This window comes from Vibrio sp. 10N.247.311.14 (assembly GCF_041467715.1).
Classification (GTDB): domain Bacteria; phylum Pseudomonadota; class Gammaproteobacteria; order Enterobacterales; family Vibrionaceae; genus Vibrio; species Vibrio crassostreae_C.
Genome location: NZ_JBFSVE010000022.1, coordinates 42,840 through 65,176, shown reverse-complemented (window position 1 = coordinate 65,176; position 22,337 = coordinate 42,840). Strand labels below are relative to the sequence as shown.

Annotated in this window: 25 protein-coding genes; 15 read left to right on the top strand and 10 right to left on the bottom strand. The window is 44.8% G+C overall.

Features of this window, described 5'->3' with window-relative positions:
- Positions 1-5: 5 nt before the first annotated feature.
- The 3 genes from AB6F11_RS10420 (at position 6) to AB6F11_RS10410 (ending at position 4,062) form a co-directional block, all read left to right on the top strand.
- Positions 6-2,879 carry a valine--tRNA ligase gene (locus AB6F11_RS10420; RefSeq protein ID WP_102394277.1) on the top strand — a complete coding sequence of 958 codons (2,874 nt, stop codon included), beginning with the start codon at positions 6-8 and terminating at the stop codon, positions 2,877-2,879.
- Between the two features lie 236 nt (positions 2,880-3,115).
- A complete protein-coding gene (locus AB6F11_RS10415) occupies positions 3,116-3,520 on the top strand; it encodes a DUF2061 domain-containing protein (RefSeq protein ID WP_017058933.1) in 405 nt (134 codons plus the stop codon).
- Positions 3,521-3,567: 47 nt separating this feature from the next.
- Positions 3,568-4,062 carry a GNAT family N-acetyltransferase gene (locus tag AB6F11_RS10410; RefSeq protein ID WP_017066666.1) on the top strand — a complete coding sequence of 165 codons (495 nt, stop codon included), beginning with the start codon at positions 3,568-3,570 and terminating at the stop codon, positions 4,060-4,062.
- Between the two features lie 49 nt (positions 4,063-4,111).
- Here AB6F11_RS10410 and AB6F11_RS10405 read toward each other — a convergent pair whose 3' ends face one another.
- Together AB6F11_RS10405 and rraB are read right to left on the bottom strand one after the other, a co-directional pair.
- On the bottom strand, positions 4,112-4,906 hold the full coding sequence (locus AB6F11_RS10405; RefSeq protein WP_017058931.1) for a glycosyl hydrolase 2 galactose-binding domain-containing protein: 795 nt from the start codon (positions 4,904-4,906) through the stop codon (positions 4,112-4,114).
- A gap of 124 nt (positions 4,907-5,030) precedes the next feature.
- Positions 5,031-5,447, bottom strand: coding sequence for a ribonuclease E inhibitor RraB (gene rraB, locus AB6F11_RS10400; protein ID WP_017058930.1), 417 nt, complete (start codon positions 5,445-5,447; stop codon positions 5,031-5,033).
- Between the two features lie 576 nt (positions 5,448-6,023).
- On the opposite strand from rraB, the gene arcA reads away from it, so the two are divergent.
- From arcA to AB6F11_RS10375, 5 genes are all read left to right on the top strand, one after another.
- Entirely contained in the window at positions 6,024-7,244 is a 1,221-nt protein-coding gene (gene arcA, locus AB6F11_RS10395; RefSeq protein ID WP_017069412.1) for an arginine deiminase, read from the top strand.
- Positions 7,245-7,401: 157 nt separating this feature from the next.
- Positions 7,402-8,406: an ornithine carbamoyltransferase gene (locus tag AB6F11_RS10390; RefSeq protein ID WP_017063738.1), complete on the top strand. Its 1,005-nt coding sequence runs from the start codon at positions 7,402-7,404 to the stop codon at positions 8,404-8,406.
- Positions 8,407-8,672: 266 nt separating this feature from the next.
- Positions 8,673-9,602, top strand: a complete 930-nt coding sequence (pyrB, locus tag AB6F11_RS10385; RefSeq protein WP_012604860.1) for an aspartate carbamoyltransferase — start codon at positions 8,673-8,675, stop codon at positions 9,600-9,602.
- A 12-nt stretch (positions 9,603-9,614) separates the two neighbouring features.
- On the top strand, positions 9,615-10,076 hold the full coding sequence (gene pyrI, locus AB6F11_RS10380) for an aspartate carbamoyltransferase regulatory subunit (protein ID WP_017058927.1): 462 nt from the start codon (positions 9,615-9,617) through the stop codon (positions 10,074-10,076).
- A 136-nt stretch (positions 10,077-10,212) separates the two neighbouring features.
- Entirely contained in the window at positions 10,213-10,602 is a 390-nt protein-coding gene (locus AB6F11_RS10375; protein WP_004735319.1) for a RidA family protein, read from the top strand.
- A gap of 125 nt (positions 10,603-10,727) precedes the next feature.
- Here AB6F11_RS10375 and AB6F11_RS10370 read toward each other — a convergent pair whose 3' ends face one another.
- From AB6F11_RS10370 to mlaF, 8 genes are all read right to left on the bottom strand, one after another.
- Positions 10,728-11,453, bottom strand: a complete 726-nt coding sequence (locus tag AB6F11_RS10370; protein ID WP_081230959.1) for a 1-acylglycerol-3-phosphate O-acyltransferase — start codon at positions 11,451-11,453, stop codon at positions 10,728-10,730.
- A 152-nt stretch (positions 11,454-11,605) separates the two neighbouring features.
- Positions 11,606-12,871, bottom strand: coding sequence for a UDP-N-acetylglucosamine 1-carboxyvinyltransferase (gene murA, locus AB6F11_RS10365; RefSeq protein WP_017058925.1), 1,266 nt, complete (start codon positions 12,869-12,871; stop codon positions 11,606-11,608).
- An 8-nt stretch (positions 12,872-12,879) separates the two neighbouring features.
- Positions 12,880-13,134 carry a BolA family iron metabolism protein IbaG gene (ibaG, locus tag AB6F11_RS10360; protein ID WP_017058924.1) on the bottom strand — a complete coding sequence of 85 codons (255 nt, stop codon included), beginning with the start codon at positions 13,132-13,134 and terminating at the stop codon, positions 12,880-12,882.
- A 13-nt stretch (positions 13,135-13,147) separates the two neighbouring features.
- Positions 13,148-13,456: a lipid asymmetry maintenance protein MlaB gene (locus tag AB6F11_RS10355; RefSeq protein ID WP_017058923.1), complete on the bottom strand. Its 309-nt coding sequence runs from the start codon at positions 13,454-13,456 to the stop codon at positions 13,148-13,150.
- Positions 13,456-14,085 carry a phospholipid-binding protein MlaC gene (locus AB6F11_RS10350; RefSeq protein ID WP_120459707.1) on the bottom strand — a complete coding sequence of 210 codons (630 nt, stop codon included), beginning with the start codon at positions 14,083-14,085 and terminating at the stop codon, positions 13,456-13,458. The genes AB6F11_RS10355 and AB6F11_RS10350 overlap by 1 nt, the downstream gene beginning before the upstream one ends.
- A 52-nt stretch (positions 14,086-14,137) precedes the next feature.
- On the bottom strand, positions 14,138-14,629 hold the full coding sequence (gene mlaD, locus AB6F11_RS10345; protein ID WP_017058921.1) for an outer membrane lipid asymmetry maintenance protein MlaD: 492 nt from the start codon (positions 14,627-14,629) through the stop codon (positions 14,138-14,140).
- A 2-nt stretch (positions 14,630-14,631) separates the two neighbouring features.
- Entirely contained in the window at positions 14,632-15,411 is a 780-nt protein-coding gene (gene mlaE / locus AB6F11_RS10340) for a lipid asymmetry maintenance ABC transporter permease subunit MlaE (protein ID WP_017058920.1), read from the bottom strand.
- A 1-nt stretch (position 15,412) separates the two neighbouring features.
- On the bottom strand, positions 15,413-16,207 hold the full coding sequence (mlaF, locus tag AB6F11_RS10335) for a phospholipid ABC transporter ATP-binding protein MlaF (protein ID WP_102394279.1): 795 nt from the start codon (positions 16,205-16,207) through the stop codon (positions 15,413-15,415).
- Between the two features lie 264 nt (positions 16,208-16,471).
- Between mlaF and AB6F11_RS10330 the strand changes: the two genes are divergently transcribed.
- The 7 genes from AB6F11_RS10330 to AB6F11_RS10300 are packed head-to-tail and all read left to right on the top strand — an operon-like array spanning position 16,472 to position 22,278.
- Positions 16,472-17,437: a calcium/sodium antiporter gene (locus AB6F11_RS10330; RefSeq protein WP_017063737.1), complete on the top strand. Its 966-nt coding sequence runs from the start codon at positions 16,472-16,474 to the stop codon at positions 17,435-17,437.
- 34 nt (positions 17,438-17,471) lie between these two features.
- Positions 17,472-18,443 (top strand): arabinose-5-phosphate isomerase KdsD, encoded by a 972-nt coding sequence (kdsD, locus tag AB6F11_RS10325; protein WP_017058917.1) that lies wholly within the window; start codon positions 17,472-17,474, stop codon positions 18,441-18,443.
- Positions 18,443-19,000: a 3-deoxy-manno-octulosonate-8-phosphatase KdsC gene (gene kdsC / locus AB6F11_RS10320; protein ID WP_017058916.1), complete on the top strand. Its 558-nt coding sequence runs from the start codon at positions 18,443-18,445 to the stop codon at positions 18,998-19,000. Before kdsD ends, kdsC begins: the two co-directional genes overlap by 1 nt.
- The gene (gene lptC, locus AB6F11_RS10315; RefSeq protein ID WP_004735306.1) at positions 18,997-19,560 is read left to right on the top strand and encodes an LPS export ABC transporter periplasmic protein LptC; all 564 of its coding nucleotides are present in this window, start codon (positions 18,997-18,999) and stop codon (positions 19,558-19,560) included. The genes kdsC and lptC overlap by 4 nt, the downstream gene beginning before the upstream one ends.
- Positions 19,541-20,035 carry a lipopolysaccharide transport periplasmic protein LptA gene (lptA, locus tag AB6F11_RS10310; protein WP_017058914.1) on the top strand — a complete coding sequence of 165 codons (495 nt, stop codon included), beginning with the start codon at positions 19,541-19,543 and terminating at the stop codon, positions 20,033-20,035. Before lptC ends, lptA begins: the two co-directional genes overlap by 20 nt.
- A 2-nt stretch (positions 20,036-20,037) precedes the next feature.
- Positions 20,038-20,763 (top strand): LPS export ABC transporter ATP-binding protein, encoded by a 726-nt coding sequence (lptB, locus tag AB6F11_RS10305; protein ID WP_004735304.1) that lies wholly within the window; start codon positions 20,038-20,040, stop codon positions 20,761-20,763.
- A gap of 54 nt (positions 20,764-20,817) precedes the next feature.
- The gene (locus AB6F11_RS10300; RefSeq protein ID WP_102394280.1) at positions 20,818-22,278 is read left to right on the top strand and encodes an RNA polymerase factor sigma-54; all 1,461 of its coding nucleotides are present in this window, start codon (positions 20,818-20,820) and stop codon (positions 22,276-22,278) included.
- Positions 22,279-22,337: the final 59 nt, after the last annotated feature.

The window sequence follows — 22,337 nt, the reverse complement described above, 5'->3', positions numbered from 1 at the left end:
GCACTATGGAAAAGACATACAACCCAACATCAATCGAACAAGCTCTGTATAAGACTTGGGAAGAGAAAGGCTACTTTAAGCCACACGGTGACACATCAAAAGAAGCTTACAGCATCATGATCCCGCCACCGAACGTCACTGGCAGCCTACACATGGGTCACGCGTTCCAAGATACGATCATGGATACGCTTATCCGTGCTCAACGTATGAAAGGCAAAAACACGCTTTGGCAAGTGGGTACTGACCACGCTGGTATCGCAACTCAAATGGTTGTTGAGCGTAAGATTGCTGCCGAAGAAGGCAAAACAAAACACGACTACGGCCGTGAAGCTTTCATCGACAAGATCTGGGAATGGAAAGGCGAATCAGGTGGCACGATCACTCAACAACTTCGTCGTCTTGGTGCATCTGTAGATTGGGATCGTGAACGATTCACTATGGATGACGGCCTATCGGCTGCGACTCAAGAAGTGTTTGTTCGTCTATACGAAGAAGACCTAATCTACCGTGGTAAGCGTCTAGTAAACTGGGATCCTAAACTGCACACTGCAATCTCGGATCTTGAAGTTGAAAACAAAGACAAAAAAGGTTTCATGTGGCACTTCCGCTACCCGCTAGCGAACGGTGTTAAAACGGCTGATGGTAAAGACTACATCGTTGTTGCGACTACACGTCCAGAAACCATGCTTGGCGATACTGGTGTTGCTGTTAACCCAGAAGATCCTCGTTACAAAGATCTTATCGGCAAAGAAATCCTACTTCCTGTTGTAAACCGTCTTATCCCTATCGTAGGCGATGAGCACGCAGACATGGAAAAAGGCACGGGTTGTGTGAAGATCACTCCAGCTCATGACTTTAACGATTACGAAGTGGGTAAGCGCAACAACCTACCGATGATCAACATCCTAACGTTCAACGCTGATATCCGTGATGCTGCGGAAGTCTTCACAACGAACGGCGAAGAATGCGATGTTTACTCAACAGATATCCCTGCTAAGTACCAAGGCATGGAGCGTTTTGCTGCACGTAAAGCTATCGTTGCTGAATTCGATGAGCTTGGTCTTCTTGAAGAGATCAAAGATCACGACCTGACTGTCCCTTACGGCGACCGTGGTGGCGTGGTTATCGAACCAATGCTGACTGACCAATGGTACGTGCGCACAGCACCTCTTGCAGAACCTGCAGTTAAAGCGGTTGAAGATGGTCAAATCCAATTCGTACCTAAGCAGTACGAAAACATGTACTTCGCGTGGATGCGTGACGTGCAAGACTGGTGTATCTCTCGTCAACTTTGGTGGGGCCACCGTATCCCAGCATGGTACGACAACGATGGTAAAGTTTACGTAGGTCGCACTGAAGAAGAAGTTCGTGAAAAGAACAACCTAGCGCCTGTTGTTGTGCTTAAGCAAGACGACGACGTACTGGATACTTGGTTCTCTTCTGCACTTTGGACGTTCGGCACACAAGGCTGGCCTGAAGATACTGAAGCACTGAAAACATTCCACCCATCTGAAGTACTAGTATCTGGTTTTGATATTATCTTCTTCTGGGTTGCTCGTATGATCATGATGACCATGCACTTCGTGAAAGACGAAGATGGCAAGGCTCAAGTACCTTTCAAAACTGTTTACATGACGGGTCTTATCCGTGATGAAAACGGCGATAAGATGTCTAAGTCGAAAGGTAACGTACTTGACCCAATCGACATGATTGATGGCATCGGCCTTGAAGAGCTAGTAGAAAAGCGTTGTGGCAACATGATGCAACCTAAACTGGCTGCTAAGATCGAAAAAGCGACACGTAAAACATTCGAAAACGGTATCGAACCCTACGGTACTGACGCACTGCGTTTCACTCTTGCTGCTATGGCTTCAACTGGCCGTGACATCAACTGGGACATGAAGCGTCTCGAAGGTTACCGTAACTTCTGTAACAAGCTATGGAACGCAAGCCGTTACGTACTGATGAACACAGAAGAGCACGACTGTGGCATGTCACTGTCTGTAGAAGACCGTGCAAACATGGAATTCTCTCTAGCCGATAAGTGGATTGAGTCTCAGTTTGAAGTTGCAGCGAAAGAGTTTAATGCTCACCTAGACAACTACCGTCTAGACATGGCAGCAAACACGCTTTACGAATTCATCTGGAACCAATTCTGTGACTGGTACTTAGAGCTAACTAAACCTGTTCTTTGGAAAGGTACTGAAGCTCAACAACAAGCGACTCGTTACACGCTTATCACGGTTCTTGAGAAGACTCTGCGTCTTGCTCACCCTGTTCTTCCTTACATCACTGAATCTATCTGGCAGAGCGTTAAGCCGCTAACAGACGGCGTTGAAGGCGAGACAATCATGACTCAAGCGCTTCCTCAGTTTAATGAAGCTAACTTCAATGCTGAGATCGTTGACGACATCGAATGGGTTAAGACTTTCATCACTGCTATCCGTAACCTACGTGCGGAATACGACATTGCACCAAGCCAAGGCTTAGAAGTAATGATCAAGGTTGCTGATGAGAAAGATGCCGCTCGTATCGAAGCGAACAAGATCGTTCTTACTTCTCTAGCTAAGCTAGACGATATTAAAGTTCTAGCTGATGGTGAAGAGACTCCTGCTTGTGCAACTAAACTGGTTGGCAAATCTGAGTTGATGATCCCAATGGCGGGTCTTATCGACAAAGATGCAGAGCTTGCTCGTCTAGATAAAGAAGTCGCTAAGACTCACGGCGAGATTAAACGTATCGAAGGTAAGCTAGGTAACGAAGGTTTCGTTGCTAAAGCACCAGAAGCAGTTATCGCGAAAGAGCGTGAAAAGCTTGAAGGCTACAAGGAAACTCTTGTTAAGCTTGAAGAGCAAAAAGCGACAATCGCTGCGCTTTAAAACCGAGTGAACGAGAAGGCTTCAAACTTCTCGGTCTAAATAGAAAGGTTGGTCTTGGTGACCAGCCTTTTTTTATGTCCCTGATTCCAATATTCCAATATTCCAATGCTTCTCACTCTAGCCGCACTGATTGATAGGTTTCATCTATCAAATTAATCTCTACTTCCCATTATACTTGATGATAATAATTCTCAATAATAGACCTATCAAAACAACACAACGACTGAGTAATTATCATGAAAAAGACACTAACCTTTGCTGCATTACATTTTACTATCGCATTTAGTGTCGCTTATGTACTAACAGGCGACATCTTAATTGGTAGCTTAATCGCTATGATTGAGCCCTCTGTGAATACTGTTGCCTTCTATTTTCATGAAAAGGCGTGGGCTCAAGTTCCAGCTCTTAAAGCTCGCCAGTGGATGACCAAATTAAAAACAGCAAGCTTTGCTACCATCCACTTTAGTGTTGCCTTTACTGTTGTCTACTTGTTGACTGGAGATGCTTTTATCGGCGGTGTGATGGCTTTGCTAGAGCCAACTTTAAATACCGTTGCTTACTACTTCCACGAGAAAGTCTGGTTACGTAAATCAGGCGACCAAATGGCACAACAACAATTCTGTTTGCACCAACATGCTTAGTCACCATATATTGGGTCACATATTAGTGACCCTTTCATAGGCAGATCATGGAACAAATTGCTGAGTTCACCCTTAGACCCATTACACCGCAAGACAACCCAAGCATCGCACAAATCATTCGCCAAGTTTCGGCTGAGCATGGACTCACAGAAGATAAAGGTTATGGCGTAGCCGACCCAACACTCGATGATATGTACTCTGTCTATAGCCAAGCGAATGCAATGTACTGGGTTATCGAACACAACGGAAAGATCGTCGGAGGCGGTGGCTTTGCCCCTCTAGCAGGTAAACCCAATGTGTGTGAGCTACAAAAGATGTACTTCTTACCGCAAACTCGAGGGCATGGCCTAGCCAAGCGAATTGTCGCTTTGAGCTTAAAGCAAGCCAAGCAACTTGGGTATCAACACATGTATTTAGAAACGACGAAGTGCTTGGGTGCTGCGGTCAAACTCTATGAGAAGCTTGGGTTTGAGCATCTTGAGTCAGCTTGGGGAGAAACAGGCCACGACGCTTGTGAGGTTGTCATGGCCAAGTCGTTATAAGCAGAATGCGCCGCTATAGCGAAAGAAGATAACGCTAAAATATACGGAGTTAACGTAGAAAGTTACTGACGCAAGAAGTTGGGTTCAAGGCAACAAAAGAACTCTCTTCTTGCCCATCAAGTACCACTTCTAATGGGTATAGATACTTGGGGTTAGGATTCTCAATATCAAAAATGATAGGAGCTTCGACCTGGAACACGACGCCAGTATGTTCAGCGCGTACATCAATCGGCATCACGAGAGTCATACCATTAAACTTGATGGATGCCGATACTAACCCCGCCTTTAGCGTTTGATAGATAACATCCACTTTAAACTCACAGCCACCACCGTGGTGCCAGATCTGCTCTGTGACAACTTGCTCTAGCTTGACGTTTCGAACGAACTGCAGGTATGGCGCTTGCCAAATCCCGATGCGTGAATCAGATTTAGCGATAGCCTGTGAAGATACAGAGTCATCCATGTCTTCTTCAAGCAATAGGCTCTCCTCTTCTTCAAGGAAAAGGATCTCGAAACGGTTTCGGCCGGACTGCATATAAGGACGGATATCTTTACGGTATTCAGCTTGGCTACCATCACAATCAAAAACAGCCACACCATTAAGTCGAACTTCAGCAAAATAATCGACTCCAGCCATCACTAACTCAACAAATGGACACGCTAACATAGCGTCATCCACTTCGATGTCGTGCATCAGGTGCCACTCTTGCTCTGCAATTTGACTTTCACTCAAGCTATCAGGGAGCTTTGAGCTTAACGGAGCCGGAAAGGTGATGTCATCTTGTGGGATAGAGAGATCCGTCAGTGGCGAAATTTGCCAAAGACCATCGAGAAGCAACCGCATATCATTCCTTGAGCTAGATCAATTTTGACCGCATTATAATGAATGAATGCATATAAAGACATTTATTTTTCTGAGGGTAAAAAATGCCAGCTCGAGGCTGGCATTTTTTAAAATTGGGAAAGAATTACTCTTCGCCTTCATCATCTTCGTCTGGGTAGATAGCATCTTCACCTTCGTAGTAAGTGCCCCAACCGTCGTAGATAATGTCAAACTTCTCTGCAAGGTTTACAAGCTTCTCAACTTGCTCATCAATCGCTTCTGCATTCAGAGTACATTGCATCGTTGCATCACAACAAAGTAGCTTATTGCCATCTTCGTCTTCTGTCTCTTCAGCTTCAAGCACTTCAAAGCCCATTTTGAATGCTTCAACAACCGCTTTCTCAAGCACATCGAAATCTTCAGCAAATAGGTGATGCTCGATATCGTATAGAGCTTCAGGATCGCTACCATCTTCAATTAATGCTGTAATGATGTCGCGAGTCTCTTCCTTTTGAAATTCAATTAATTCCGCTACTGATAGATATTCATCTTCGTGAGACATGTGTCTGCTCCAGAGTGTTGACTATGAAAAGATCAAATTTGATTGTCACGAAATATGGCACGGATCGTCCAGAAAAGCCACCCAGATCAGGCCTAGAAAGGTAAGTTTATCGCGAGATCGCAGCGCCAATATCAATTCAAAAGTGAAATCAAAATCACAGAAACAAATTTTCAACATTTTATTAACTGCGCCGTATTTTAGCATTTCGTTTTTGTGGCCACTTTAGGGCTTATTGAATAAAACTTGCGTGATTAGTCACGTTAGGTGCATACGCTAAACCGCTTTTGGGGTGCATAAATCCTCAGCTTGTTATCAAAAAGTGCATAATAGTGAATAAAAAATCACGATTAATAAGCAAAATTCAATTCTAACAAGCCACGAATTGAGCATAGATCCTCAAAAACGTTGTTCCGTTCGATAGCCAGTTAGTTGGAATTTAATCTGTATAAACTTAAAAATCACAGGTTTTATGACCAATTATTACCCAAATACCTTGTATTAACTCAATCTACAAAACTTGCATATTACGGACAAGCTTGTCATAAATAGACGCTGGATTAATAGTAAGGATGCAAAATGAGTAAGCTGTACGTTGGCTCCGAAGTCGGTCAATTGAGACGAGTTCTCCTAAATAGACCTGAAAGAGCACTCACCCACCTCACCCCTTCAAACTGTCATGATCTTCTATTTGATGATGTACTTGCCGTTGAAGCCGCTGGTGAAGAACATGATGCCTTTGCAGAAACGCTGCGCAGCCAAGACGTAGAAGTACTACTGCTGCATGACCTGCTAGTAGAAACGCTTGCCGTATCTCAGGCTCGTGAGTGGTTGCTGAATACTCAAATCTCAGATTTCCGTTATGGGCCGACTTTCGCCCGTGACTTAAGAAACTACCTTGCTCAAATGGATAATGAGCATCTAGCAACGATCTTACTCGGTGGCTTGGCCTACTCTGAGCTTCCTATCAAATCATCATCGATGCTGCCTAAAATGCATCGACCACTCGATTTCGTTATCGAGCCACTGCCTAACCACCTATTTACGCGAGATACTTCTTGCTGGGTTTACGGTGGTGTATCGCTTAACCCAATGATGAAGCCTGCACGTCAACGTGAAACGAACCACCTGCGTGCTATCTACCGCTGGCACCCAGTGTTCGCAGGCCAAGATTTCATTAAGTACTTTGGTGACGAAGACCTTCACTACGACAACGCTAACATTGAAGGCGGTGACGTACTGGTTATCGGTAAAGGTGCGGTACTGGTTGGTATTTCAGAGCGTACGAAACCACAAGGTGTCGAAAACCTAGCGGCTAGCCTATTTAGATCAGGCCAAGCGAGCGAAGTGATTGCGATCGATCTACCAAAACACCGCTCTTGTATGCACCTTGATACGGTGATGACACACATGGATATCGACACGTTCTCTGTCTATCCAGAGATCGTTCGTAAAGACCTCGACACTTGGCGCTTAACGCCAAAAGAAAACGGCGAAATGCGTGTCGAGAAAGCTGAAAACTACCTGTCAGCGATTGAAGGCGCACTAGGCCTTGATCAACTGAAGATCATCACTACCGGCGGTGATAACTACGAAGCTGAGCGTGAACAGTGGAATGACGCTAACAACGTACTGACAGTGAAACCTGGTACCGTGATTGGTTATGAGCGTAATGTTTACACCAATGAGAAATACGACAAAGCGGGTATCGAAGTTCTAACGATTCCTGGCAACGAGCTAGGCCGTGGTCGTGGCGGCGCGCGCTGTATGAGTTGCCCTATCGAAAGAGACGGTATCTAAGTCAAAGAGCTCAGTTAAACAGACTCAATAGTCTTATCTAGGCCAGTATTCATTTACTGGCCTTTTTTATCAAATTAATAAAATAAATATTCACAAATATAGCATTTTTATGTTTAACTAAGTTCTTCATTGATTCTATATACGCAAGGAGCGAGAGATGGCCTTTAATCTTCGCAATCGTAACTTTCTAAAACTTCTCGACTTTACTCCTAAAGAGATTCAGTTTTTACTCGACCTGTCTGCTGACCTAAAAAAAGCTAAGTATGCAGGCACTGAGCAGAAGAAACTCAACGGCAAAAACATTGCTTTGATCTTCGAGAAAGCATCAACTCGAACACGATGTGCGTTTGAAGTGGCCGCCTTTGATCAAGGTGCTCAAGTCTCTTACCTTGGCCCTTCTGGTTCTCAGATTGGTCAAAAAGAATCAATGAAAGATACGGCGCGTGTATTGGGACGCATGTACGATGGCATTGAATATCGTGGCTTTGGCCAAAGTATCGTTGAAGACTTAGGCGCTTATGCGGGCGTGCCGGTTTGGAATGGCTTAACCGATGAGTTCCACCCTACTCAGATTTTGGCTGATTTCCTCACTATGCTTGAGCATGGCCGCGGGAAGCATCTACACCAAATCAGCTTTGCTTATCTAGGCGATGCACGCAATAACATGGGTAACTCTCTGTTAGTCGGAGCCGCGAAGATGGGCATGGATATTCGCCTTGTCGCGCCTAAAGCATTCTGGCCAGAAGAGCAGCTTGTTGAAGAGTGCCAAACCATTGCGCAAAACACTGGCGCAAAAATCACGTTAACTGAAGACGTTGCTGAAGGCGTGAAAGGTTGTGATTACCTATACACCGATGTTTGGGTTTCGATGGGCGAAGCCCCTGAAGCTTGGGACGAACGTGTGGCGGTAATGAAACCATACCAAGTGAATATGGATGTCATTAAGCTCACTGGCAATCCTCAAGTGAAATTCATGCACTGCCTACCCGCTTTCCACAACAATGAAACTGTGATTGGTCAGCAAGTCTCTGACAAGTATGGAATGAACGGCTTGGAAGTGACTGACGAAGTGTTTGAATCTGACTACTCGATTGTATTTGATGAAGCTGAAAATCGCATGCACACCATCAAGGCGGTGATGGTCGCGACGCTTGGTCAATAAACAATAATGAAAGTAAACAAAAGCTTGATGTAATCGCTTGCGCTCACAAATTGAAAGCGTATAATTCTCGGCAATTTGTCTGAGAGTAGTGAAAATGACGCCAACCAATATTGTGATAACACATAGTAATATTGTGAAAACACCAAATATTGCTCGTAAGCTAAGATGCTTACCAGGCCGTCTATTCTGCTTTTCAGCACTTTTTTAAAGCCTCCCATTATGGGGGGCTTTTTTATGGCCAATACATTATTGTGGGGAAGAAGATCATGGCGAATTCGCTCTATCAAAAGCACATCATCTCAATTCCAGAGCTTTCTCGTGAAGAGCTAGAATTAATTGTTCAAACGGCAGGTCAGCTAAAGGCTGAGCCAAACCCAGAACTCATCAAGAACAAAGTTGTTGCCAGCTGCTTCTTCGAACCTTCTACGCGAACTCGTCTCTCTTTTGAAACTGCGATTCAACGCATCGGTGGTGATGTGATTGGTTTCGACAGTGGTGGTAACACTTCTTTGGCAAAGAAAGGCGAAACGCTAGCGGACTCGGTACAGGTTATCTCTTCATACGTTGACGCTTACGTGATGCGTCACCCTCAAGAAGGCGCAGCGCGTCTGGCTTCTGAGTTCTCAAACGGTGTTCCTGTTATTAACGCAGGTGACGGCGCAAACCAACACCCAACACAAACGTTATTAGACCTATTCTCTATAGCTGAGACACAAGGCCGCCTCGACAACCTAAACGTTGCATTCGTTGGTGACCTTAAGTACGGCCGTACGGTTCACTCGTTGACTCAAGCACTAGCAAAATTCGACAACATCTGTTTCTACTTCGTGGCTCCAGAAGCACTAGCGATGCCAGACTACATTTGCGAAGAGCTTGATGAAGCGGGCATCAAGTACCAACTATTGACGGACATGGAAGATGTGATTCCTGAGCTCGATGTCTTGTACATGACTCGAGTTCAAAAAGAGCGCTTCGATGAGTCAGAATACGCGCACATAAAATCCGCATACATCCTGACCGCTTCGATGCTGGAAAATGCACGCGATAACCTGAAGGTTCTGCACCCTCTTCCTCGCGTTGATGAAATTACTGTCGATGTCGATAAAACACCTTACGCTTACTACTTCCAGCAAGCAGAGAATGGTGTTTACGCCCGTGAAGCATTGCTAGCCCTTGTTCTTAACGAAACGCTGTAGAGGAGAGATATAATGTCTAAAGAGACTCAATTAAAAGTTGAAGCAATCAGAAACGGTACTGTTATCGACCATATCCCAGCCAATATCGGGATCAAGGTTCTAAAACTGTTCGACATGCACAATTCTCATCAGCGCGTGACGATTGGCCTGAATCTACCGTCTTCTGCACTAGGCGGAAAAGACCTGCTCAAGATTGAGAATGTGTTTATCACAGAAGAACAGGCGAGCAAGCTGGCACTTTATGCGCCTCACGCAACAGTGAATCAAATCGAAGATTACGAAGTGGTTAAGAAACTACCACTAGAACTTCCTGAGCAAATCAACGATGTGTTCGAGTGTCCAAATACTAACTGTATTACTCACAATGAACCGGTTGAAAGCAGCTTTAAGATCTTTGAAAAGAAAGAAGATATTCGATTGAAGTGTAAGTATTGCGAAAAAGTCTTCTCTCGCGAGATCGTGACAGAAAGATAACGTCATACTGCAAAGAAGACCGAATGTAAAAACTATCAAATACCTCGCCTGTGCGGGGTATTTTGCGCTTTACCTATCCAAAGTTTGAAGGCACACTGAAAATTGATTTTTATCTAATAACTGATGGAATAAACCAATGACTAAAGTACTTCACACAGAATCTGCTCCAGCTGCAATCGGCCCATACGTACAAGGCGTTGACCTTGGCAACATGGTACTGACTTCTGGTCAAATCCCAGTAAATCCAGCAACTGGTGAAGTATCTGCTGATATCGCAGAGCAAGCTCGCCAATCTCTAGACAACGTTCAAGCGGTTGTTGAAGCTTCAGGCCTGACTGTAAAAGACATCGTAAAACTAACGGTATTCGTTAAAGACCTAAACGACTTCGGCACAGTAAACGAGGTTTACGGCAAATTCTTCGATGAGCACGGCGTTGCAAACTACCCTGCACGTTCATGTGTTGAAGTAGCTCGTCTGCCAAAAGATGTAGGTATCGAGATCGAAGCTATTGCGGTTCGCAAATAGGTTTTAATCTCTAGATTAAACACCTTCTAATAAACGACTTAGCGTAATGCTGAGTGTTTATTAGATACAAAAAAAGGTTGCCCAGTTGGCAACCTTTTTTATTGTCTGTCGTTTAGCTTAAATGATTACTTCTTATTAAGATCGACCACTTCTTTGTCTAACTCTTCAAGCTTAGCAGCCATCTGCTCACGAGCTAGGTTAGCCAGTTCACGAACATTAGACTTGTCGTAGCCTTCAGTGCTGATTGGTGGCAGCATTTCAACAATCACGTGACCATTGTTCCAACGGTTTAGCTTCACGCCACCGGTTGAGCTACACACGATAGGGATGATAGGCAAGCCAGCACCAATCGCAGCATGGAATGCACCTGTTTTGAATGGCAGCAGACCACGGCCACGAGAACGAGTGCCTTCAGGGAACATCCAAACTGAAACATCGCTCTCTTTTAGACTCGTCACGACCTGATCAATCGTACCTACCGCTTTGCTACGGTTAGCACGGTCAATTAGGATGTTACCCGTCAACCAGTAAAGCTGACCAAATAGAGGCATCCACACTAGGCTTTTCTTACCAACAGTTACCACTTTTGGCGTTACCGCTGATGAAATCGTGAATAGATCCCAGCTGTTTTGGTGGTTCGCCACATAAACATGTTGGCCGCGAGAGTAGGCATCTTCTGGGATGCGAAGCTCTAACTTCATGCCGAAGATCTTCGACATGCGACCGAAATAACGGCCAAAGGTAAATACGTGTTTCGGGTTGCGTGGACTTAATAGGCAGTAACCACAACCAAATACAAACATAAGAATCGCAAATATCGCCACTGCGAAAATACGTAATATTGCTATCATTTTGTTCCTCACCGACCGCCAAGTTGATTCATCTATTCGCGCAAAAATGAGCAATAGATTTACTCGCGGTAAATACAACTATAAAAAAGCCGAAACCAAGGTTCCGACTTTTATGTTTTCATCTTACTGATTCATGAATCCACTAACCTAGGTTAGTTCGACTCACTAAATCGTGTAATGTTTGCGCCTAAGGCTGACAATTTATCTTCAATCTTATCGTAGCCACGATCGATGTGATAAATACGGTCAACGATGGTTTCACCTTGAGCAATACAGCCAGCAATAACAAGGCTCGCAGATGCGCGAAGGTCCGTTGCCATTACTTGAGCGCCGCTCAGTTTTTCCGTTTCACCACAGATAGCCGTGTTACCTTCGATTTCCGCTTTTGCACCCATTCGCTGTAACTCAGGAATGTGCATAAAACGGTTTTCAAAGATAGTCTCAGTGATAACACCACTGCCCTTCGCCATCATGTTAAGCAGAGTAAACTGTGCTTGCATGTCGGTTGGGAAACCAGGGTGAGGTGCCGTTACGATTTTCACCGCTTTCAGTTCACGACCCGTCATATCAAGACTGATCCAGTCTTCGCCCGTTTCAACCTTCGCACCCGCTTCTTCAAGCTTCGCTAAGGCAGCTTCAAGAAGATGAGCGTTGGTGTTGCGACAAACCACTTTACCGCCAGAAACAGCAGCAGCAACCAGGAAAGTACCTGTTTCAATACGGTCAGCAACCACAGAGTGTTGGCCACCACCAAGACGTTCAACGCCTTCGATAGTAATCGTATCTGTACCTGCGCCAGAAATTTTAGCACCCAGTTTGTTTAGGAAGTCAGCCGTATCAACAATCTCAGGCTCACGCGCTGAGTTATCGAGTACTGTTGTTCCTTCCGCTAGCGTTGCTGCACACATGATAGTAATGGTGGCACCCACACTTACTTTATCCATCACGATGTGCGCGCCTTTCAGACGGCCATCAACACTTGCTTTCACATAACCATCTTCCAACTTAATGGTCGCACCTAGTTGCTCTAGACCGTGGATATGCAGATCAACAGGTCGAGCACCAATTGCACAACCGCCTGGAAGTGACACTTGGCCTTCACCAAAACGAGCGACTAGAGGACCTAAAGCCCAGATAGAAGCACGCATTGTTTTCACTAAATCGTAAGGCGCACAAAATTCATTAATTTCGCTGCCATCAACATGAACACTACCATTACGCGATACTTTTGCGCCTAAACGCTTAAGCAGTTCCATCGTAGTATCGATGTCACGTAGGTGAGGAACGTTACTTACTTCCACTGGCTCTTCAGCAAGAATTGAAGCAAATAAGATAGGTAGCGCTGCATTTTTTGCGCCTGAGATCGTCACTTCACCGCTTAGCGGCTTATCCGATCCAATAACTCGAAACTTTTCCATCATAAACCTTAAAGTGACATCAGTTTCTTATCACGTTCCCACTCTTCCGGCGTGAAAGCCTTAATAGAAAGAGCATGGATGTCATTGCGTTGAATGTATTCCATTAGTGGGCCGTAGATTAGTTGCTGCTTCTTAACTCGATTCATGCCGTCAAAACATGGATCAACCGCAACAACTTCGTAATGACTGCCTTCCCCTTTCACGAAAATTTCCTGAAGGTTCAGTGCTTCTGCTAATAATTCTTGTACTTTTGTGCTGTCCACAAATAGCTCCTGCCTAATTTTTTATGTGTTCTGCCATCATTGGCTGGATATTGCTCAATTGGAACAACGTTCGTAATTGTTCTGGCACGAAACTGAGCATTATATGACAGTTTTGATTTTTTGCATGCTCTAATAAGTGAATTAGCATCACCATTCCTGCTGAATCGACTCGATTTATATGGCTAAGGTCAATTTCAACGCTCGATTCCGTCGTTTGCCACTTTTCCAATATACGCCAGATTGCAGGGACACTGTCTCGGTCTAAATCACCGAACAGTTGATACTCTTTAGAGCTTAGTGCTTGCCATTGAGAATGGCTCATTATTTGTTACTCTCAAAACGAATCGGTTGTGCGGCTAATTTCTCTAGTTCGTCTGCAACTTGTAAGATGCCTTCTTGACGAATCTTAGTATTCCACTCCGATTGCTTGCTCGACAACAAGCTAATACCTTCGGCAACCATATCAAATGCTTTCCACTCGCCAGATTTCTTGTCTTTGCGAAGCTTAAATTCAAGCTTAATGTTTGGTCGCGGCGTATCGATGATGTCGACCTTGATACTGGTAATGCGGCTATCCGCTTTGATTTTTGGTTCTGGACCAAATTCAATCGTCTGATCTGTGTATTGAGTCAGCACTTGGGCATAAGAAGAAACAAGGTATTTACGGAATGAATCGATAAACACGCCCACGTCTTTTCTATCCGCGCCTTTCAAGTTTGGTCCAAGTAACTTAAGAGCTGCATATTGTGCATTCACATAAGGCATCAACTCTTCTTCCACGATGACCTTCAATAACTCTGGATCTTGGTGGATGTTGTCTTGTTCACTCTTCAAACGCTCAAATGCCACTTCGGCAACTTGAGTCATCATCTGGTAAGGCTGAGTACGGTCAATCGATTCTGCAGCAAAGGCTTGGGTAGAAATAAGCAACGCCATTGCCGCCATAAACATTGATTTCAAGTAACCAATAGCTTTTAAATAACTAATAGTTTTCAACATTATCTTATTCCTTAGCTTCGCTGTCATTAGAACCACCAACGCTATACAGCACTTGGCCAATCAAATCTTCTAGTACCAATGCTGACTTAGTGTCTTCAATTGAATCACCATCGACCAACATCTCTTCATCATCAAAAATGAAGCCTGGAACCAGACTAATGTACTGCTCACCAATTAAGCCAGATGTTAAAATTTGAGCACTAGAGGTATCTGGAAATTGTGAGTACTTCCCGTCAATAGACAGTTCAACGACAGGAAGGTAGCTCTCGGTATCAAGCTCAATGCTTTTAACTCGTCCAACAACGACGCCACCCACTTTCACTGGAGAACGAACTTTTAGGCTGCCAATGTTGTCAAAGGTCGCTTTTAGATTGTAAGTATGGTTCGAACCTATGCCTTTTACGTCAGCGACTTGAAAGATCATGATTAAGATTGCGCAAATTCCGGCAATAACAAAGGTGCCGACCCATAATTCTAATTTTCGAGTTTGTTGCATGATTAATTCCCAAACATCAATGCGGTAAGAACAAAATCTAGCCCTAGTACCGCTAGAGAAGAGTGCACTACAGTGCGTGTGGTTGCCTGACTGATACCTTCTGAAGTCGGTACTGCGTCATAACCATTGAAAAGTGCGATCCAAGTTACGGTGATAGCGAAGACCATACATTTGATCATGCTGTTACCAATATCTCGGCCAAGTTCTACTGAAGACTGCATCGCAGACCAGAAACTGCCGTGATCAATGCCTTTCCAATCAACACCAACCAGTTGACCGCCCCAAATACCTACCGCCATAAAAATCATAGCAAGCAATGGCATTGAGATAAGCCCGGCCCAAAGACGTGGTGCAATAATGCGTTTAAGAGGGTCAACGGCCATCATCTCAAGGCTTGAGATCTGCTCTGTTGCCTTCATTAACCCAATCTCTGCCGTGAGTGCTGAACCGGCTCGACCTGCAAATAATAACGCAGTCACCACAGGCCCCAACTCACGCAACAGTGAAAGCGCGACCATTTGACCAAGGTTTCCCTCAGCGCCGTAGTCAATTAACACGACATAGCCCTGCAGGCTGAGCACCATGCCGATAAACAGACCCGAAACTAAAATAATAGCCAATGACTGAACGCCAACGCTATAAAGTTGTTTTACTAATAAGGGGAAGTTTTTTAGTCGCGGGATGCCAAACAAAGCCCCAAATAACATCAGGCTTGCTCGACCAAATGACTCACAGCTCGCAAGTGTACGCTTACCGACACCCGCAATAGTTTTAACAATCATATTAAAACAAATCCTTTTCTAAGCTCTTCGCAGGGAATCTAAATGGTACTGGACCATCGGCTTCGCCTTGCAAAAATTGCTGCACTCTCGGATCGCTATTGTTGTACAACTCATCAGGTGTTCCAGCGGCAATAATCTTGCTATCTGCCATGAGGTAAACCCAATCAGCAATACTCATCACCTCTGGCACATCGTGAGAAACAACAATCGAGGTTAAGCCCAAGGCTTGATTGAGATTTCGTATCAATTCAACCAATACGCCCATGGTGATGGGATCTTGGCCAACAAACGGCTCATCGTACATGATAAGTTCTGGATCCAGTGCGATTGCGCGCGCCAGTGCGGCACGCCTAGCCATTCCGCCAGACAACTCACTCGGCATCAATTGCGCAGCACCACGTAATCCTACCGCTTCAAGCTTAAGTAATACGATGGTAAGAATGAATTTTTCATTAAGTTCAGTGTGCTCTCGCAGCGGAAACGCCACATTATCAAAGACATTGAGATCCGTAAAAAGCGCACCCGATTGGAATAGCATGCTCATTTTCTTACGTGCTTGATACAGCTTTCGGCGTGATAATGCAGGGATATTGTCACCATCAAACCAAACTTCGCCTTCATCTGGCGGCAGTTGCCCACCGATCAAACGCAGTAAAGTCGTTTTGCCGATCCCAGACGGCCCCATGATGGCGGTTATCTTGCCTTGAGGCACCTCTAAACTGATGTCATCAAAGATAACGCGGTCACCGCGTGAGAAGCTGAGGTTCTTAACTTTCACAAGCTCAGTGTTCAACATATTTTTGTTGTTTCCTTGCTTTAAAAAACGCCAATTATGGCTGCAATAATAATGAGTCTACTTTAGAATTAAAAGCACTGTTCAATTAATTCATATTAAACAGGAATCTATGCAGGGATTTGAAAGCATTAGGAAATTATCTATTGATCTCTCTTTCTTGCCTGCTAACTGGTAATTAATTTGCCGAGTGACTTCCCTTTTATCTAGCAACAGGTCAAAATTAGCGGTTAATTCTCCGTTTTTATTAATTTTTTAGGAATCATCATGCTTGAAGCGATTGCGTTTCTTATTATCGGTCTAGGTTTTTTGGTGTGGAGTGCAGATAAGCTGGTTTACGGTGCCGCTGCTCTTGCTCGCAACTTCGGTATTTCACCACTAGTTATCGGTATGACGATCTTAGCAATGGGGTCTTCGGCTCCTGAAATGATGGTTTCTGCGACAGCAGCCCTTGATGGCAAAACAGATACAGCTGTAGGCAACGTACTGGGCTCTAACATCGCCAACATCGCGCTGATTTTAGGTATTACAGCCCTTATCAAGCCGTTATCGATTAGCTCAGGCGTGATTCGTCGTGAACTACCATTAATGATCGGTGTCACTCTGCTAGCGGGCGCCCTATTGTGGGATAACCATTTAGGCTTCTATGAAGGCGTGTTGTTGTTTGTTCTTTTTGCCGCGTTTTTGTTTGCTATGTTGCAAATCAGCCGCAGCGAGAAAAAGAACGGCGATGCTTTCCTTGATGAGCAAGAATCAGAGATCCCTGAAGGCGTAAGTAACCCTAAGGCTGCAATGTGGGTCGTGATTGGTCTAATCGTCCTACCTTTAGCTGCTGATATGCTGGTAGATAACGCTGTGATCATCGCGAAGTTCTTCGGCATGAGCGACCTTGTCATTGGTTTAACCATCATTGCTGTTGGTACTAGCCTTCCTGAACTTGCAGCATCACTAGCCGGCGTTATGAAGGGTGAAGATGATATGGCTGTAGGTAATATCATTGGTTCAAACGTATTCAACATCCTTGCTGTTATGGGTATCCCGGGCATCCTAAACCCTTCGATCTTGAGCGAGTTCGCTATGGGTCGTGACTTCTGGGTAATGCTAGGCGTATCGCTACTACTTGTTGTGATGGCACTAGGAAAATCTCGTAGTGTGAATCGTATTGAAGGCGGCGTGTTAATTGTGACGTTCGTGGCCTACCAAAGTTACCTATTAATGAACATGTCGGCTTAATTGTTGATTTAACTTCCCGTACTTGGAGTATTTGATGTCTCAGCCATTTGATTACCGCAGCGTTGCAAAACAAGTTTTGGAAACCGAAGTTGCAGGTCTCACTCAATTAGACCAATATTTTAATGATGATTTTTGTAAAGCTTGCGACCTTATCCTGAACAACAAAGGCAAAGTCGTTGTGATGGGCATGGGTAAATCAGGCCACATTGGCAACAAAATCGCAGCAACATTGGCAAGTACCGGGACATCGGCTTTCTTTGTTCACCCAGGCGAAGCGGCGCATGGCGACTTAGGCATGATCGAACCTGGTGATATTGTGATTGCAATATCCAACTCCGGCGAATCGGGAGAAATCCTCAGCCTATTTCCTGTGTTAAAGCGTCTGAGCATCAAGATCATCAGCATGACAGGCAAGCCAGCATCAAACATGGCAACCCTGTCTGATATCCATTTACAAATTTCAGTACCGGAAGAAGCTTGTCCGCTGGGCTTAGCACCAACAACAAGCACCACGGCGACTTTGGTCATGGGTGATGCATTAGCCGTTGCACTTTTGCAGGCTCGAGGCTTCACCGCTCAAGACTTTGCCCTGTCTCATCCTGGTGGCGCTTTAGGTCGTCAGCTGCTGTTGAAGCTCGACGACATCATGCACACAGGCGATTCACTTCCTGTTGTAGCACCCGACGCACTAGTAAGAGACGCTCTACTAGAGATATCTCAGAAAGGCTTAGGCATGACAGCAATCGTTGGTGAAGATGGCCAAATGGCCGGTATTTTTACCGATGGTGATTTACGCCGTATCTTAGACAAACGCGTTGATATCCATAACACGCAGATCGGTGATGTGATGACGCTAAACCCGACGGTAGCCGAGCCAAACATGCTCGCGGTTGAGGGCTTAAACTTGATGCAAGCGAAGAGCATCAATGGCCTGATGTTATGCCAAGAAGGTAAATTAGTCGGAGCGTTAAACATGCATGACTTACTGAAAGCAGGAGTAATGTAATGACACAGACAGTCGAAACTCTATACGGCACTGTTAATTCAGATGTATTTGCAATTGCAAAAGAGATCAAACTGCTGATTTGCGATGTCGATGGTGTCTTCTCTGATGGTCGCATCTACATGGGCAACAACGGTGAAGAGCTGAAAACCTTCCACACTCGTGACGGTTACGGTATCAAATCACTGATGAACGCAGGCATTGAAATCGCGATCATCACGGGTCGCAAATCTCAAATTGTTGAGAATCGTATGACCGCTCTAGGCATTAAGCTGATTTATCAAGGTCAAGACGATAAAGTTAAGGCATACCAAGATATTTGCGATAAGCTTTCTGTAAACCCTGAAAATACAGGTTACATCGGAGACGATCTGATTGACTGGCCTGTAATGGAAAAAGTTGGCTTGAAGGTCTGTGTGGCAGATGGGCACCCGCTACTTGCAAAGCGTGCAAACTACGTGACAACCATTAACGGTGGTCATGGCGCGGTACGTGAAGTCTGTGACCTTATTTTACAAGCAAGAAATGAACTCGACGTGCATAAAGGTTTAAGCATATGAGTTTTACTCGTATTATCTATTTAATACTCATATTTATTGCCTCTTGGTCGACCTATTACTTGTACGACAAAGAGCAAACATCAACGATACAAGTGGCTCCAAATTTGGAGCTGCCCGCGTTTAGTGGCAAAAGCCTGAACAACATTAGCTACGACGAAAGCGGTATTCGCAGCTATCAGGTTGAATCGACGTATTTAGAACACTACTCAGTAGTTGGCGATACGCACTTTCAAAACCCAGTTCTTTCGGTATTCCGTGAAGGGCACACGATTGAATGGCAAGTCACCGCTGATCGCGCGATTATGGATGAGAATCAAGTTGTCACGTTTTATGACAACGTCGTGGCAAAGAACCTGTTGCCAGAAGCCAGCTTCGATACAATGACCACAGATAAAATGGTTGTTGAGCTGCCTAGCCGAGATTTTTATTCAGAGACTCCGGTCCATATGATCGGTACATTTTTTGAAACTGAGGGACAAGCAATGAAAGGTAACTTCGGTACCAACAATGCAACCCTCTTTAATTCTGTTCAAGGTAGATATGAAACTCTTACACCTTAGTTTATTCGCTTTGACCCTTGCGGCACCTAATGTCTATGCTCTGTCTTCGGATAGTGAGCAACCTGTCTACATTGACTCAGACAGCCAGCAATTGGATATGAAAAGTAACCAAGTGACTTTCCTTGGTGATGTGAACCTTAAACAAGGCAGCATCAATATCAATGCCGATAAGGTTATTGTTACTCGTAACGCCGTAAACGGTGAGATTGAAGAAATTCAAGGCTTCGGTAAGCCAGCAACCTTCTCTCAGCTTACTGACGACGGTAAGACACTCTACGGTGAAGCTGACGACCTGCACTACCAGCTTGTTGCCGACCGACTGATCATGACTAAGAATGCGATGTTATCTCAAGATGGCAGCATCATTCGCGGTTCTAAGATCACTTACCAGATCGGTTCTCAGAAATTAGTCGCTGACAGTGGTGAAAACAAACGAGTGTCAACGGTTTTACAACCAACGGAAGTGAATAAGTAACGATGGCTGTTCTTAAAGCAAAAAACCTAGCGAAAACCTACAGTAAACGTAAGGTTGTTACCGATGTAAGCTTACAGGTAGAGTCAGGCCAGATCGTCGGTCTGCTTGGGCCTAACGGTGCAGGTAAAACCACATCTTTCTATATGATTGTTGGTTTGGTGGCGCGTGATGAAGGTACCATCAGCATTGATGACCGAGACATCAGTATCTTACCAATGCACAGCCGCTCTCGTCTTGGTATCGGTTACCTGCCTCAAGAAGCATCGATTTTCCGTAAGTTGTCCGTAGAGAACAACATCATGGCGGTTTTACAAACCCGTGATGAAATGACCAACGAACAACGCCAAGATAAGCTGGAAGACCTGCTAGAAGAGTTCCACATCCAACATATCCGTACCAGCAATGGTATGGCTCTGTCGGGTGGTGAGCGTCGTCGTGTAGAGATTGCTCGTGCACTAGCAGCAAACCCGCAGTTCATTCTATTGGATGAACCATTCGCCGGTGTTGACCCGATCTCAGTAATCGATATCAAAAAAATCATTGTTCACCTGCGTGATCGCGGCTTGGGCGTTTTGATTACCGACCACAACGTTCGTGAAACATTAGACGTGTGTGAAAAAGCTTACATCGTAAGCCAAGGACACCTGATCGCTGAGGGTACTCCTGAAGATGTTCTCAATAACGAACAAGTTAAACAAGTTTATCTAGGCGAACAATTCCGTCTATGATTATATAGAGAGTATCGAGAGTTCTAAGAATAATAACTAGGTAAGTCACACTGAATGAAACCCTCATTACAACTTAAGCTAGGCCAACAGTTAGCAATGACTCCTCAATTGCAGCAAGCGATTCGTTTGTTGCAATTGTCTACTTTAGATTTGCAGCAAGAGATTCAAGAAGCACTTGAATCTAACCCACTACTCGATGTCGAAGAAGGCAATGAAGATACGCCAACATCGGAAGAAAAACCTAGCAGTGACGAAAAAGAAACTGTTGAAGCCACAGAGCAAGACTTACCTGATAGCTCAGACTTAATCGAAAAATCAGAGATTGGCAACGAACTAGAAATCGACACAACTTGGGAAGACGTCTACAGCGCGAACACCGGTAACACGGGTATTGCGATTGATGACGACATGCCGGTTTATCAAGGCGAAACCACTCAAAGCCTGCACGATTACCTACTTTGGCAACTCGACTTAACGCCATTCACTGACACCGACCGAAGCATCGCTTTTGCATTAATCGATGCCATCGACGACTACGGCTACCTCACTGTAACTTGTGAAGACATCCTTGAAAACTTCGACAATGAAGAGATCGAGCTTGATGAAATTGAAGCGGTACGTAAACGAATTCAGCAGTTTGATCCGCTAGGTGTCGGTTCAGTCAACCTGCAAGATTGCTTGTTACTGCAACTGGCAACCTTTTCCCAAGATACGCCTTGGCTTAACGAAGCTAAGTTAGTACTTACTAGCCATATCGACCAACTCGGCAATCGCGATTACAAACTGGTTATCAAAGAGACCAAGTTGAAAGAAGCAGAACTACGTGAAGTTTTGCAACTGATTCAACAGCTGGACCCTCGTCCTGGCAGTAAGATTACTCCGGATGAAACTGAGTATGTGGTTCCAGATGTATCTGTCTTCAAAGACCTTGGCAAATGGTTAGTGACCATTAACCCTGATAGCGTGCCTAAGTTGAAAGTGAATCAGCAGTACGCTGATCTGGGCAGTAAAGGCAACAGCGCCGACAATCAATACATCCGCTCAAATTTGCAAGAAGCAAAGTGGTTAATTAAAAGCCTAGAGAGCCGAAATGAGACGCTACTCAAAGTTGCGCGATGCATTGTTGAACATCAGCGTGATTTCTTCGAACATGGCGAAGAAGCGATGAAGCCAATGGTTCTTAATGATGTTGCGTTAGCTGTTGATATGCACGAATCCACGATCTCTCGTGTGACGACTCAAAAATTCATGCATACGCCACGTGGCATCTTCGAGCTCAAATACTTTTTCTCAAGCCATGTCAGCACTGACAATGGCGGTGAATGTTCATCTACAGCAATTCGCGCACTCATCAAGAAGCTTGTCGCAGCGGAAAATACCGCGAAGCCTCTAAGTGATAGTAAGATTGCTGCTTTACTGGCTGACCAAGGAATTCAGGTAGCTAGACGTACCATAGCGAAATACCGTGAGTCTCTGGGCATTGCCCCATCGAGTCAGCGTAAACGCCTGCTATAAGCTCATTTAGTCGCTAGTTACTTAGCAACTATGATCAGGCAACCAACTGAAAAGGAAAG